At 36.0% G+C, this 15144-nt stretch carries 12 protein-coding genes and 2 pseudogenes; 6 read left to right on the forward strand and 8 right to left on the reverse strand.

Going from position 1 to position 15144, the window contains the following annotated elements; translation table 11 throughout:
• Positions 1–705: 705 nt before the first annotated feature.
• Entirely contained in the window at positions 706–1053 is a 348-nt protein-coding gene (locus tag BB050_RS19315) for a winged helix-turn-helix transcriptional regulator (RefSeq protein ID WP_066034743.1), read from the reverse strand.
• A 104-nt stretch (positions 1054–1157) separates the two neighbouring features.
• Between BB050_RS19315 and BB050_RS19320 the strand changes: the two genes are divergently transcribed.
• From BB050_RS19320 to arsB, 6 genes are all read left to right on the forward strand, one after another.
• Positions 1158–1901 carry an SDR family oxidoreductase gene (locus tag BB050_RS19320; RefSeq protein ID WP_066034744.1) on the forward strand — a complete coding sequence of 248 codons (744 nt, stop codon included), beginning with the start codon at positions 1158–1160 and terminating at the stop codon, positions 1899–1901.
• A gap of 595 nt (positions 1902–2496) precedes the next feature.
• Complete coding sequence (locus BB050_RS19325) at positions 2497–2829, forward strand: ArsR/SmtB family transcription factor (RefSeq protein ID WP_066034745.1); 333 nt, start codon at positions 2497–2499, stop codon at positions 2827–2829.
• 10 nt (positions 2830–2839) lie between these two features.
• Complete coding sequence (locus tag BB050_RS19330) at positions 2840–3325, forward strand: GNAT family N-acetyltransferase (RefSeq protein ID WP_066035232.1); 486 nt, start codon at positions 2840–2842, stop codon at positions 3323–3325.
• Between the two features lie 33 nt (positions 3326–3358).
• Positions 3359–3832 (forward strand): DUF6428 family protein, encoded by a 474-nt coding sequence (locus tag BB050_RS19335; RefSeq protein WP_066034746.1) that lies wholly within the window; start codon positions 3359–3361, stop codon positions 3830–3832.
• A gap of 42 nt (positions 3833–3874) precedes the next feature.
• Positions 3875–4489 carry an arsenate-mycothiol transferase ArsC gene (locus BB050_RS19340; RefSeq protein ID WP_066034747.1) on the forward strand — a complete coding sequence of 205 codons (615 nt, stop codon included), beginning with the start codon at positions 3875–3877 and terminating at the stop codon, positions 4487–4489.
• Between the two features lies 1 nt (position 4490).
• Entirely contained in the window at positions 4491–5567 is a 1077-nt protein-coding gene (gene arsB / locus BB050_RS19345; protein WP_066034748.1) for an ACR3 family arsenite efflux transporter, read from the forward strand.
• A gap of 42 nt (positions 5568–5609) precedes the next feature.
• Here arsB and BB050_RS19350 read toward each other — a convergent pair.
• The 7 genes and pseudogenes from BB050_RS19350 to BB050_RS19375 all read right to left on the reverse strand — a co-directional run.
• Positions 5610–7275, reverse strand: a pseudogene (locus BB050_RS19350) (OmpA family protein); the annotation flags it as partial.
• A gap of 185 nt (positions 7276–7460) precedes the next feature.
• Positions 7461–10685: a serine hydrolase gene (locus BB050_RS19355; protein WP_083219878.1), complete on the reverse strand. Its 3225-nt coding sequence runs from the start codon at positions 10683–10685 to the stop codon at positions 7461–7463.
• 92 nt (positions 10686–10777) lie between these two features.
• The gene (locus tag BB050_RS21925; RefSeq protein ID WP_164085597.1) at positions 10778–10951 is read right to left on the reverse strand and encodes a hypothetical protein; all 174 of its coding nucleotides are present in this window, start codon (positions 10949–10951) and stop codon (positions 10778–10780) included.
• A gap of 534 nt (positions 10952–11485) precedes the next feature.
• Positions 11486–12613 carry a serine hydrolase gene (locus tag BB050_RS19365; protein ID WP_066034751.1) on the reverse strand — a complete coding sequence of 376 codons (1128 nt, stop codon included), beginning with the start codon at positions 12611–12613 and terminating at the stop codon, positions 11486–11488.
• A 30-nt stretch (positions 12614–12643) separates the two neighbouring features.
• Positions 12644–13450, reverse strand: a complete 807-nt coding sequence (locus BB050_RS19370) for a substrate-binding domain-containing protein (protein WP_236940446.1) — start codon at positions 13448–13450, stop codon at positions 12644–12646.
• Positions 13451–13558: 108 nt separating this feature from the next.
• Positions 13559–13663 (reverse strand): annotated as a pseudogene (locus BB050_RS22115) (LacI family DNA-binding transcriptional regulator); the annotation flags it as partial.
• A gap of 218 nt (positions 13664–13881) precedes the next feature.
• Complete coding sequence (locus BB050_RS19375; protein ID WP_066034753.1) at positions 13882–15144, reverse strand: MFS transporter; 1263 nt, start codon at positions 15142–15144, stop codon at positions 13882–13884.

Consider the following 15144-nt stretch of genomic DNA (forward strand, 5'->3'; position numbering starts at 1 on the left):
ATTAAATTTAATATGTTGTTGATTCAAATTACTTCTAACATTCTGTCGCTAAACGAGTTTTGAGATTAAAGATGCGAGATTTTTCCGTTATCCACAAATTTTCCAAGTATAAAACCAAAAAATAAGTCAATTTTGAACCTTAATGGAAATTCTAATATCCTTACCAAATTTTAATCTGAATGATCTTCGATTTATTGCATAATTTTACTAAAAACCAACTTGTTTTCTTTAGTCAATACTAAATTTTCTTTTTCAAGAATTTATAAAATATTACAACTTAAATAAATTTAAGCACCCCTCTGTTTTAACACTTTTTAACTTTTAACCTCTACAGGACATACAAACCGCTTCTAAATAAAAAATTAAAATAATTATCTTACAAATTCACTTGAAAATAAGCTAATTTCTTTAAATCATTCATAAAATGATGTTGTAATTTGTCCTGTCGAGGTCACAAATTTAAATCCCATTTCTCTCAAAATGGGATTTTTTTTTTGCTTTCCTATATAGATTATAACAGATCTCCATTTGTTTTATTTTGATCTATTGACTACTATGAAGCACCATAACAATAAATTAATAGCCCCTGACTATATTTACCCGATAACTCCTAAGATAATTTTTCCTTCACGAAGTTCTCCAGTTCTTTCATTGATATAGAAATAGTCATTAAGTCAAATCCCTTTATAAAAAATAATATACCTGTTAACCATCAATAATGACTTTTCGGTGTTTTATTCCCCATTCTGCAAGATCATTTATTATCGTTTTCAGTGTTAATCCATACTCAGTCAGCTGATAATGAATTGTAACAGGCTGAGTATCTAGAACTGTGCGTTTAATCAATTTATTTATTTCCAAATCCCTCAATTCCTTACTTAACATTTTATTAGAAATACCATTTACATCATTTAAAATATCGGTAAATCTTCTCTTATTATGATAACAGATCGATGAAATTATAGAAATTTTCCATTTTCCATTCAATATATCCATTGTATCATGGACAGCCATTATCTCTTTTTTGTGCTCAACCTGACATTCGTTACTCATAAGTTACTTTGTTTCTCAAACGTTACTGTTACTTTTGGTTACAAAGTAACAAAAATAAACTCAACTGAATTAACTTTGCTCATATAAATTTAAAATATAAAAAAATGAATTTCACGAATAAAAATGTTCTTATAACAGGAGGAACTACAGGAATTGGATTAGCAACAGCAAAAGAATTCATAAAATCAGGCGCTAACGTCTGGATCACTGGAAGAAACAGGGAAAATCTTGAGAATGCAAGTAAAGAAATTAACAGTCTTAATTTAAAAACAATCGTTGCTGACACTGCAAATTTATCTGATCTATCGCTACTGGAAAAAGCTTTTGCAGAAAGCGGAAATAAATTGGATACTCTTTTTTTAAATGCCGGAATAGCAACCTTTAGTTCAATAGAAGAAGTAACAGAGGCTGATTTTGATGCGCAGTTTAACACCAATGTCAAAGGCCATTTCTTTACGCTTCAGAAAATGCTTCCTTACCTGGCAGAAGGTTCGTCGGTAATTTTTACATCTTCAACTGTTGCAACAGCTGCAAATTTAGGAAGCAGCATCTATTCGGCTACAAAAGGGGCATTAAATAAAATTGCTCAAATCGCTGCAAACGAATTAGCAGGAAGAAAAATCCGTGTCAATATTGTGAGTCCAGGACCAGTTTCTACGCCAGGACTTCATAAAGCTGTACCAGAAGACGCTAAAAAATTTCTGTCGAACGCTACTGCAATGCAGAGATTAGGCGATCCAGCAGAAATTGCAAAAACAGTATTATTTCTTGCTTCAGATAATGCAAGTTTTATTACTGGAACGGAGCTGTTAGCAGATGGTGGCTATATAAATTATGCTCTAAAATAATTTATTAGAAATCATTAAATGACTCGATCGTCGGATTATGACACGCACCGTAAATTTTACAATAACATATTTAAAAACCAGTTTTATTAATATTAGGAACGGATACGGAATATTTTCCGAACGGTCGGGTAAAAATCACAAATGCTTGAAGCCCTTACATCAAATTAAAATTAGAATCGACTTCGCATCAATCCCCAGCAGGACATCTAAAACAAACTTACATCGCCATTGGAATCAGATATAACATATAGGAAACTAATATCTTGAAATCATCCATAAATTTTATAGAATTTGTCTTGTTGCTGTCACTTAAAAAACGTTAAAACATTAGTTTTAGCGTTTTTTTTGCGTTTTAGTATTGTTTATCACTTTTACACAGACATCAGTAATTTGCGGACCTGGTAAAGTTAACTATTTAGGATTCAAACCACAGACATGTCGCATAAATACTAGGATTGGACTGTTTACCTTAATAATATTTTATAGACTTTCCTAAAAAAAGTTAGTCTCCAAAAACTAACGAATTAAAAATTTAAGCATAAAACAATTGTCTATTAAATTTTATATCGTAATATTGCAATATAAATATAATACAATGGGAGCAACAAAAACAGATTATTTTACTGAAAGCCAGAACGAGCTGGCTGTTTTAGCCAAAGCGCTAGGCCATCCTGCGCGTATTGCTATTATGGAATATTTATTAAAAGTGGATGCATGCATCTGCGGGGATATCGTAAACGAACTTCCTCTTTCACAGCCCACAGTTTCACAACATTTGAAAGAATTGAAAAATGCAAGTTTGATTAAAGGAAGTATTGAAGGAAATTCTATCTGCTACTGTATCAATGAACCTGGACTTGAAAAGTTAAAAGGTTTCTTTGAGCATATTTCAGATCACCTTGCTAAAAAGAAAAACGAATGCTGTTAATTTAAAAGATATGGAAATAAGAAAACTTTTAGCCGAAGACTGGGATCAGGTTAAGTTAATCTACCAAAAAGGGATTGATACTGGTAATGCCACGTTTCAAACTAGCGCTCCATCATGGGAAGACTGGGACCAGTCACATCTCGCATCTTGTAGAATTGCAATGCAGGAAGATAGTAAAGTAATTGGATGGGCTGCCCTTACCCCTGTTTCCTCTCGCTGTGTTTATGCAGGTGTTGCAGAAGTAAGTGTATATGTTGATCCTGCACATTCAGGAAAAGGAATCGGGCTTAACCTTTTAAATGAACTTGTACGACAGAGTGAAGCAGAAGGAATCTGGACCCTCCAGGCAGGAATATTTCCTGAAAATGCAGCAAGTCTTAGTATCCATGAAAAAGCAGGCTTCAAGATACTTGGAACAAGGGAGAAAATCGGAAAACAAAATGGCATATGGAGAGATACTATTCTTCTTGAAAGAAGAAGCGCTGTTATTATTTAATAAAAAATATAGTTTAACTAAATATAAAAAATTATGAAACTTTCAGAAATTAAAGAAGTGCTTAAAACTGTGGAAGCAGTAAATTTTGAGCTGCCTGACGGGACATTTGTACCAGAATATTTTCACGTAACTGAAGTAGGATTGGTTACCAAAAACTTCATCGACTGTGGTGGAACAGTGAGAAAGGAAACTGTTGTGAACTTTCAGCTTTGGGATGCTAACGATTACGAACACAGGCTTAAACCGCAGAAGCTGATCCACATCATTGAGCTTTCAGAAAAAGTACTAGGAATTGAAGATCATGAAATTGAAGTTGAATACCAGAATACTACTATTGGCAAATATGATTTGGATTTTAACGGCAGAAACTTCACTTTACTCAATAAAAAGACAGCCTGTCTAGCTCAGGAACAGTGCGGTACTCCGTCAGATAAACCTAAAGTGAAATTATCACAGTTAAATATTGACAACGGTTCTTCATGTACTCCAGGCGGAGGATGTTGTTAATATCTTAATTGATAATTGATAAACCATTACAGCCAAAAAACTATGTTATATCCAGAAGTTGAGAATACGGTTAAATCATTTGATTTTAAACAGATCTCCGAAGAACGCAAAGCGATCCTGCAGCCACTAATTGACTTTATTCAGACTAAAGCAGACAGTAATCTGGGAATCAGACTAAATCTAATCTGCACGCACAATTCAAGAAGAAGTCATCTGTCACAGGTATGGGCGCAGACTGCAGCTGCCTATTACGATATAAAAAATGTCTCATGCTATTCAGGAGGAACCGAAGCTACTGCCCTATTCCCGATGGTGGCCCAAACTTTAGGTGATTTAGGATTTAAGATCAAAACTCTTTCAGAGGATACAAACCCTATCTATTCAATAAAATATTCAGCTAATGAACTTCCTGTTATCGGTTTTTCTAAAACTTATGATGATGATTTCAATCCTGAAAGTGGATTTGTCGCAATAATGACCTGTTCGCAGGCTGACGGTGGATGCCCGTTTATAGCAGGCGCTGAGAAAAGAATCCCGATTACCTTCGAAGATCCAAAAATTTCTGACGGTACACATCAGCAGAAAGAAACTTATCTGAAGCGCAGCCTTCAGATTGGAACTGAAATGTTTTACGTATTCTCACAAATAAAAAAATAAAATGTCAGCAAATAAATGTGCTCCAGCCGTCGAACGTAAAAAACTAGGCGTCCTAGACCGCTTCTTAACCCTTTGGATTTTCCTTGCTATGGCAATAGGCGTGGCAATAGGATACTTTATTCCTTCAAGCGGAGACTTCATTAATTCTTTTTCCAGCGGCACTACAAACATTCCATTGGCAATAGGGCTTATCCTGATGATGTATCCGCCTTTGGCTAAAGTTAAGTATGAGCAGATGGGAGAGGTTTTCAAAAACACAAAAATCTTAGGAGCCTCTTTATTCTTAAACTGGATTGTAGGACCTGTATTGATGTTTTTATTAGCCCTGCTCTTTTTAAATGGATATCCCGAATATATGATCGGGGTAATTCTTATCGGCTTGGCACGCTGTATTGCAATGGTTGTGGTATGGAACGATCTGGCAGACGGAAACCGTGAATATGCAGCAGGGCTTATTGCGCTTAACAGTATTTTTCAAGTGTTGCTCTACAGTGTATATGCTTACATTTTTATCACCATTCTCCCTCCCTATTTTGGATATGATGGTTTTGAGGTGAATATCAGCATTGCTCAGATTGCCGAGAGTGTGGGCATTTATTTGGGTATTCCATTTGCTCTGGGAATCATAAGCCGTTATACTTTGATAGCTTTGAAAGGTTCTGAATGGTTTAACACTAAATACGTGCCTTTTATATCGCCGATTACACTTATTTCACTACTCTTTACAATAATTGTAATGTTCAGTCTTAAAGGAGAACTGATTGTTCAGATTCCGATGGATGTTGTACGTATTGCCATTCCGCTTGTGGTTTACTTCACTTTAATGTTTATCGTCAGCTTTTTCATCGGTAAATATTTTGGAGCTGACTATTCAAAGACAACCTCTATAGCTTTTACGGCAACCGGCAATAATTTTGAACTAGCTATTGCTGTGGCAATCGGCGTATTTGGTATAAACAGCGGCCAGGCTTTTGCAGGCGTTATAGGTCCTTTGGTAGAAGTCCCTGCTCTTATAGCGTTAGTTAACTTAGCATTTTGGTTCAGAAAGAAGCACTTCACAAAACAGACACTATCATAGTATTAATTAAGCCAAGCTAATATAAAATTTATCTTAGAAAAATCAGATCCCTGTAATTATAAATTCGCTTCGTCTATTAGCTTGATGCTCTTCTTCTGTACACGGAACATTGTCGACGCATTTATTTATAAGGTCTGTTTCGCCATATCCTTTTGCTGTTAAACGATTAGGAGCGACTCCGTTTTTGATCAGCCAGTTTAAAGTAGCTTTTGCTCTTTGATCAGATAATCTCAGATTGTATTGGTGTGAAGCTCTACTGTCTGTATGAGAACGGATGTCTAGTTTCATATTCGGATGCTGGTTTAATACATCTAATATTTTTTCTAAATCGATCGCAGCTTCAGTACGGATATTATATTTATCCAAATCAAAGTAAATCATTTTAATGCCAAAACATTTCCCTAAATCATCTCCAACTGTAACCTTGCAAACTGATTTGTCAAGCGCGATGGGAAGACTGGTTTTTCCAGATACTTTTCCAATGGTTACCAGTTCCTCTTTTGTTTCGTATTCTATCTTTTGAGCTCTCACCATATAATTTTTTCCGCATTCTACGGCAAACGTATATTCTCCACTACTATTGGAAATGGTTGATTTTATAATTTTTTGATTTTCATATAAGGTAAGTTCGGTTCCCGGAAGCACAACACCACTTTGAGAATCTGTTATTACGCCATTTAGTTCCTGCAGGCATTTCAATTGGCGTATTTCTGTAAATTTATAGATATCATCAGAACCCTGTCCGCCGTCTTTATTGGAACTGAAGTAGCCTTGTCTGGAAAGCGGATCAATACTATACGCAAAATCATCTTTTGGCGAATTTACATCGTTTCCAAGGTTCTGGATGTTGCTGATGGTTCCGTTATTTTCAATCTGTCCGACAAAAACGTCTAAACCTCCAAGTCCAGGATGGCCGTCTGAAGCAAAATAAATTTCATTTTCGCTAGTTACGTATGGAAAGGTCTCTTTGCCCTCCGTATTAATTGATGCTCCAAGGTTTTCAGGACTTCCAAAGCTGCCGTTGCCCTTAACGCTTACTTTGTAAATATCAGATTGTCCGATTGTACCAGGCATATCTGATGTAAAGTATAAAGTTTTCTCGTCGGGACTTAACGCAGGATGGGCTGTAGTGTAATTGTCACTGGTAAACGGAAGGGCGATAATGTTGCTGAATTTTTCATTATCAAAATCGGCTTTATAAATTTTTATGAGCGTAAATTTATTGTCATCCTTTCCTTTTTTGCCATCGATAAAATTATTTCGAGTAAAATATGCCGTTTTTCCGTCTTTAGTAAATACAATGGTCGATTCGTGGAAACGGCTGTTTAGCAATGACTTGATTCTATGCGCTTTTGATGGAGCTCCTGTTGCTACATCAATACTGGCATTATAGATATTGGTAAAATATTCCCCTGTCCATTTATGTTTTCTCTTGCTAAAAATTTCCTGTATCCCTGGCAGATGCAAAATAGATTTTATTATTGCAAACAAAACTTCCATAATCTGAATACTTTGAATTAATTCCAGCATCTTCAATTTTATAACGGCCAGAATTGGCTTTAATCTGGTCGAGATAGCTGGTATTTTCAGCATATAGTTTTGCCCTTGAGTCGTTTTTATATTTAATGCTGAATTCATTTAAGATTGCATTTGCCTTATCAGTCTGTCCAGCTGACTTTAAAGACTGGGCATATCTGTAATAATATTCATAGTAAGGTGTTTAAAAAATAAATTGGGGGCACAAAGTGAGATTAGTATTCATTTTTTAATGATTTTTAAAATTTTATTTTCAAATGCAACAAAATCAATTAAAATGCACTTTAAATTTTAGTAAAAAAAAACTGCCCAAACCTCTTTTACGGGTTTGGGCAGCTAAAAAATATCGAGTTAAAACTATTTATTTAAAATAATCTTTCTGGTTATCGTCTTGCCATCTGCAACAACCTGAAGGAGATAGATCCCTCTTCCAAAGCCATTCAGATCAAGCTGCTGTTCAGCCCCTTCAAAAGTGGTGTTCAGCAATTGCTGGCCTGAAGCATTATATAATCGGACATCAGATTTTGTATTGTTTTCCAAACTCAAATTCAAGATTCCGTCTGTCGGATTCGGATATGCTACTAATCCATCGCCAGTTTTTACCTCTGCAGCATCATCAGCTATATCCAGCATTTTTCTGGTTCCGGAGCATCCAGAAATATAATTGTGCTGGATATCATCGATCCAAACTGTCATTGTGTTGGCCGTATTGCCCTGTCTGATCACAATCGCATCTAAAGTTACAGAAGCGCCGTTAACGGTTCCGTTTCCTGTCGTGATTGTTGTTCCTGCCGCAGTTGGCAAAAACCATTCGTAATAATTCCAAGCTCCGTTGTTTATAATGGCTTGCGGAGGCAGCTCTTCCAATCCATCTGTATCATCAATCCAAGCCGTAACAGTCGCTCCGGCATTTGCGGTGCTGGTTTTCATCCAAAAGCCGAAAGAGCCCTGATTGCCGACAAACGCCTGATTGTTTGCAGGGGTTCCTCCGCCTGAAAGCAGACGCACCAGCCAATCCGTGGCAACAGAAGTGTTGTCATATAAAACTGCTTTTAGGCTCGCTGTTCCATTTTTAAAGCTGTCTGTCGCTCTTGCCAAGGTAGAGGCCGCTGCAATACCCACCGTAGAGCCTGAAGTAGTTGGAGCTTGCGTGAATCTTCCGGCAGAAGCTTCAAAAGTTTCCAAAGCTGTTGTAGTATTTGACCCCACGCAAAATGTCATGGTGTAGGCATTGCTTCCGCAGGCGTTTGAAGCCACTAAGGTAACAGTCTTCGAACCTGCAGCTGTAAAGCTTACTGATGGATTTGCAGCTGTACTTGCCGAAGGAGATCCGTTAGGGAAAGTCCAAGCGTAAGCAGTTGCCCCTGTAGAAGTATTTGTCAGCGTTATGCTCTCTCCAATTGCCAATTCTGTCAAAGGTGCTGTGAATCCAGCTACGACAGTTGCTGCAGGATTTACAGTCACCAATCCTGTTATTGTTTTAGTGTCAGAGCCTATTGCATTTGTAGCAGTCAAGCTTGCATCATAAGTTCCTGCCGTGCTGTAAGTGACTACTGGATTTGCGGCAGTGCTTGTGCTTGGCGTTCCTCCCGGAAACGACCAGCTGTATGAAGTTGCGTTTGCAGAAGTGCTGGTATAGGCTACCGTTTGCCCTTCGCAAACTGCGGCAGCTGTTGGCGTAAAACTGGCTGTTGGAGCCGTATTTTCAGGCAGGCAGTCAATAAAGGTGAATTTAAAGGCATCTGCAATGACCACTCCTGTCGTGCCTGCTGTGCGGATTACAGCTTTGCCCGCAGAACCGGCGCTGAAATTGTATCGTCCTAGTGAAACCCAAGTTCCATTATTGATCTGCTGGTTTACCGTAACTGTAGCTGTTCCGTTTTCATGAATGATATCAACCGGAACGTTTGTAGGGCGGTTTGTGCCAGCAGTAAAGTTGATGAATACCTCATACTTCCCTCTTTGAGGAATTGAAGGAGTGAAACTCGCCGATTTTGTCCCTTTTCCAGTATCGCCATCATGAATATAATCCGTACCTATATAACCCGCAGTTGCTGAAGTGGAGGTCCAAGCCCCTGCCAAAGTCGCCGCTAGATTGTCAACCGTAATCGAAGTTGAGCCCGGCAATGTGCAGCCTGCGCTTTTTGGCGTAAAACTTACGGGAGCCGAATATTTTGAAGTGCCCGTTGCTGCGCTATAGCTTCTGATTGTGTAATAGTAAACCGTTCCTCCTACCGGAGATTCGGCAACTGCTGTGCTTGTGGTATTCCAGGAATACGTTTTTACCGTATTTACAACATCATTTACGACTACAGTACTATTTGGGGTAGTTGCCGATGTAAAACCATCCGTATCATTCCATCCCGAATTCGATTTGGAAACCTGAATGCGGTAATCGGCATTTGAAACTGCAGAATCCCATGTAAAATTTACCGGTGTGCTCACGTAAACCTGGCCTGCAGTAGGTGCTGTTGGCACAGGAACATTAGCATTAAAACAATTATTTGTTGCACAATAACTTAGATATTCTTGCTCAACAACATTGTAAACTGCTGTTTTAATATTATCCCATAATGAAGAAGGACTCGCATACGCATTGGTAGTAATTCCGACAGAAACATTTAGTGATGGAATATAATACATAAAAGAATTATATCCCAGGATTGTTCCTGTATGACCATGATATTTTACATTGTTTGAAGAAGTATAAAGCCGCGTTCCTAAACCATATGCAGAATTAAGCGCAGAAGGCAAAATCATTGCATTTATAGAACTTTGTGTCAAATAATTCCCTCCAAATATCGCTTTACAATATTTTGCTAAATCGCCAGGATTTGCTACAATGGCTCCCGCGCCTTTTACCGATGTTGGCGAATAATTGTAAGCTCTTGTTCCTTCTGCTAAATTTGGAATTTTATTGGTCGTTGTACTTGTAAAATCCATAAAGGTATTCGTTAATTCAAGTGGTGTAGTAATCCATTCCTGAATTGCTACATCTAATGTTTTTCCTAATTTTTTTTCGATCAACATTCCAAGCAAATAAAAGCCTCCATTAGAATATTCATAAGAACTACCGGGAGTGAATGATGCTCCCATATTATTAATGTAACCCACTATTTCGGCATCTGTAAAAATTTTGTCGGGAACAGCCGCATTTATAAAAGCCGAGCTTCCATTTAAATAATCCCCTACACCAGCAGTATGTTGCAATAATTGTTTAATAGTAATTGTGCTTCCATTCGGTAAACCGGGAATTGCTAAGTGTTGAGATAATTTATCATTTATGTTAAAATAACCAGCATCTTGCAATCGCATAATTAATGTTGCCGTAAAGTTTTTGGTAGCGCTTGCAATTCTATATTGAGTATTCGATAAAATTGGCGATTGCGTGTATACATTTCCGATACCTGCGGAAGCATATACCATTCCTAAATTGGGAGTGGATACCGCCACAGAAACTCCTGGAAGACCACTGCCGGACCATGAGTTTGTAACAGCAGTTTGCAATTTTTGCTGAAATGTTTGTGCCTTTACAAACATTATGCTGCATAACAATAGTAATAAAGTGTATTTTTTTTTCATTGCATAAAATTTTCGATGAATTATTTAAAAATCAAACTATGAAAGCAAACAAATAATAGTATATGAGTTTAAGCACGCGGTGCACACTGAGTTCATGTCAGCCAATACGACCAAGGCTCTATTGATGAGTTATAAAGAGCATAGCATTCCGGTCTAACCTGAAAATAAACTATATTGATTCCTGTAAGAACCAATTTATCCACAATTGTAATTAGCTCGGCTTGCTGAACTGCAGGAGTTGCAGTCCTATTGCTTGTCCAGTCCAAATTATAGATTAAATAAGTCCCCTTAAGTCTGTTTTGGGGCTTGCACTTATTTCTGGTTCGATATTAGAACAGTCTAGCGGGATATTAATTCCCTGACCTAAAATAAAGCCGTTTATAGCTATTAAAAAGAATAGATTGAGTAGTTTATGATCCATAAGTTTGGCAGTTTTTTGGTTAATAACCGTAAATATATTACAAATAAAAACGCAAAAACATGCAAACATGCTTAAAATTTCAACTTAAAAACGCAAAATAATTCACTATTAATCACAAAATAATGTGTTTACTCTAGCAAATACAAAGCTTTTTCTTTTCGAAAAGACTTCAACAATTGTTAATAAAATATTTACGAAGCAAATTTAATAGAGAACAATTTTAAAGAAAATTACTATATTTTAATCTTAAATAGAATGTAAAAAAGAGAATTAGGATGAAATTTGTAGACACATTATCCAAAACAAAATGAATTTTCAATTTGAAAATCCCTAAATATCAAAAAAACCAAACATGCAAAATAACGCAAGGTAAAAAAAACTAAAGTTTCTCTAAATTTAGCCTATAAAAAGCCCTTCCTAATTCTGCCAGAAAAGGCAATCCGATTTCATCATAATCATAATTATCGTCATTGAAAATCTGATCTTCGTTAACCAGCAAAGTTGCGCTGATGATGAACTCAATTCTATTAATTTCATCTACTATATAAGCACAATCTATCAGTGTGCCATATGCATCTCCTACTTTATTATATATTTTTATATTGTCAGGAATTGTTTCTTTCGTGTCGCCAAACATAAAAAACTTGCAATATCCGTCATAGTATTCTTTAGGATCATATCCTGCATTTCTAGGCAAATTCTGCATATTATACAAAAGAAGCTCTCTGTTTTCTGCCGACAGATCGAAACGCTTTTTTCTTGGAAAATTATCTGGGAAAACAACTCTTTTCATCGTGCCGTGCAATGTTTCCAAAGACAGATAATTCTTTCTGCTGAAATCCATAGGAGAATTAATCAATTTACCGTTTTCGTAATATCCTTTGCCTTTCAATATTTTATTTAGTTTTAAAGGTACGATTGCGCTATCTCTAACGCTAGGAATGAGTACTTCCTCACCATTATTATAGAAAGCTATTTTTTTGGTTTGGGATGCTCCTGAATTTGCGGCCGATAAACGATGGGAAATTCGAACCTGTTTCAGCCCCTTTTCCTTCATTTTTCTGTTAATATAGTCACGCCCCATAAATTCATAAAAGTCATTGCTAGCTTCATTTGAGCTTACGGCAAAAATTTTACGCAAATCATCCGCGAAGGAAAATTTCGTCTCGCCATCACCAACAGCAAAAACTGTATTTGCATCAGCATTTTTCATCCCATTGAGCTTCTCTAAAGCTAAAACTGCAATCGGAAGTTTAACCGTACTTGCCGGATAATAATAATTTGAAGCGTCGACATTATATTTATAATCTGTTAAAATAACTTTTCCGTTGTTTTTTCTTTTTACAGCAGTGTATATAATTTGGAGTTCAAAGTGCTTCGGTTGATCGGCAACCTTTTTTATGGCATCATTATTACTGCTAAGAACCTTTTTTATCGGATCATTTTTTACAGATTTACAGCCTGAAAAAAAACATAGAACACACGCTAATAAGAAGAATCTTTTCATAAGGTTTATTTTTAGAAGGAACCACCAAAATCATTTAGATAAAGATGAATCCCGAATAATCAATTCAGTTTTTAATATGGTTTTTTGAAATGATTTAACCTCATTCCTATTCTCTAGAAGAGACAACATTGCTTCCATCAGCTTGGCAGAAATCTCAGAAAGCGGCAGAGAAACGCAACTAATAGAAGTTGGGCACAATCTAAACATATCATGATCCTCAAAAGAAATAATGCCGAGTTTTTTCAATAAAACATAATCATTTTCTTTAAAAACTTCCAATCCGCTTTGTGCAAGATAATTAGTTGAAAAAAAAACAGAATCCAAATAAGTATTTTTAACAAAAAAATCCCGTATATATTCTTTTGCTTCTGCAATTTCATTTTCTGGAATTTGAAGGATGTTTGGTTTAAGCCCACATTCAAAAATTGCCTTATCATAGCCATTCAGACGATCTCTCATTTGAGACTGGTTTGAAGTTGTTGTAATAAAACCAATATTTTTAAAACTGTTATTAGTTAAATGCAAAACTGCATCATTTGATGCTCTAACATTATCAATACCAACATAATTGCATTGCAAATCTTCAAAAAATCTGTCCATCAAAACAACTGGAATATTATAATTTATAAGATCTTCAACCGTATCTTTTATACCTGGAGAAGGAACAATTATAAACCCATCAACCTGTCGAAAATTAAACAAATCTATAAGTTCTCTCGACTTCTGATCATTATTTTCATTACTGCAAAATATAACCTTATATCCTTTCTTATAAATCATGTCTTCAAAAATCCTAGCGAGCTTTGAAAAAAAACTGCTTGAAATATCTTCAACCATGAAGACTAAAATTTTTGATCTTCCTGTTCTAAGGCTCTGTGCAATTTGATTTGGCTTATAGCCTATCAATTTTGCGTACTCCAATACCTTTTGCGTCAATTTTTTCGAAATATGTTTCTCTTCCGCCTTGCCATTTAGCACGAAAGAAACCGTTGATATTGAAATATTCAATTGATCGGCAATGTCTTTTATAGAAACTGGTTTACTTTTCATTTAAAATCAGTTAAATCTTTTAGTATAAGCAATATTAAAAAGGAAGGCATTCCTACCTTCCTTTTTCATTAAATTATCACAAAAACAATCTTCATCGATAATCTACAAGCAAACTGAATTTACTAAAAAACGCTTTATCGAATCCAACTAGTGCATTGGTAACCAAACCCTTAAATCACTCAAATTGGTTAGTGAAATAATTTAACATCAAATTTTTATTATGCTTTTTCAGAATAATCTAAGTCTACATAAAAAGTTTCTTTCAACTGCGATAATGCCAATAATGAAATCAATGACAACAAAGTACCCACTACCATTCCAGCACAAATAATATCGCCGTCAAAGATGTAATCTCTAAAGTATGAGTAAACCAATATGATTAAAGGCAATGAACCACGGACAAAATTTGGTGCAGTAGTTGTAACCGTTGCACGAATATTGGTGCCAAATTGTTCTGCCGCAATTGTAACAAACAAAACCCAATAGCCTACAGATGCCCCCATTACTAAACAAAGTGAATAAAATACTGTTGTTGAAATCCCGTCAGCGAGGAGATATACAAAAATCATTGCAAGATTAAATATAAGAAACCAATACATTACTTTTTTTCTGCTTTTTAGCCATTGGCTTAAAAGTCCGCTGGCAATGTCTCCAAAAACCAAACCAGCATAACAGAAAGCAATCGCTTTTCCAGCTTCAATAGTCTCGGCTTGCGGTATATTTAATGCTTTCGCAAATTCAGGAGAAAACGTTATTAATACACCAACTAAAAACCACAAAGGCATCCCGATAAGAATACAATTGATATATTTAAAAAACCTTTTCTTATTGGTAAAAAGCGACAAAAAATCGCCTTTTGCTTCGTTTTTTTCTTGAACTCTTTTAAAAATTCCTGATTCAGTAATACTGATTCTTAAAAACAATAACAAAATTCCTAAAATTCCTCCTGCATAATAACATAAACGCCAGTCCTGAAAAATTTCATAAATAAGATAAGCAGCAACAGCGCCAGAAACTCCTACAGAAGCTACAATCATAGTTCCATAGCCACGTTTTTCTTTCGGAAGAGATTCAGCCACAAGTGTAATCCCTGCTCCAAGTTCTCCTGCAAGACCAATTCCTGCAATGAGTCTCCAAAAAGCATATGCCCCAATTGTGTCGACCATTCCGTTTGCAATATTGGCAACTGAGTAAATCAAAATGGAACCGAATAAAACCGAGATTCTTCCTTTTTTATCTCCTAAAATTCCCCATAAAATACCGCCAAAGAGCATTCCGAACATCTGCATGCTAATTAAATATTCTCCTTGATCTCTAATGGCATCACCAATTAATCCTAAATCTTTTAAACTATCTGTTCGGACAATTCCGAATAGCAAAAGATCATATATATCAACAAAATAACCTAAAGCAGCCACAATAACGGCAGCATTTAAAATTGACTTTGGTTCTTTTGTCTGAAGCTTTGAAAAGAGTTTCAT

Origin of the sequence: Flavobacterium anhuiense (assembly GCF_001705175.1) — a bacterium.
In the GTDB taxonomy this organism is placed as follows: domain Bacteria; phylum Bacteroidota; class Bacteroidia; order Flavobacteriales; family Flavobacteriaceae; genus Flavobacterium; species Flavobacterium anhuiense.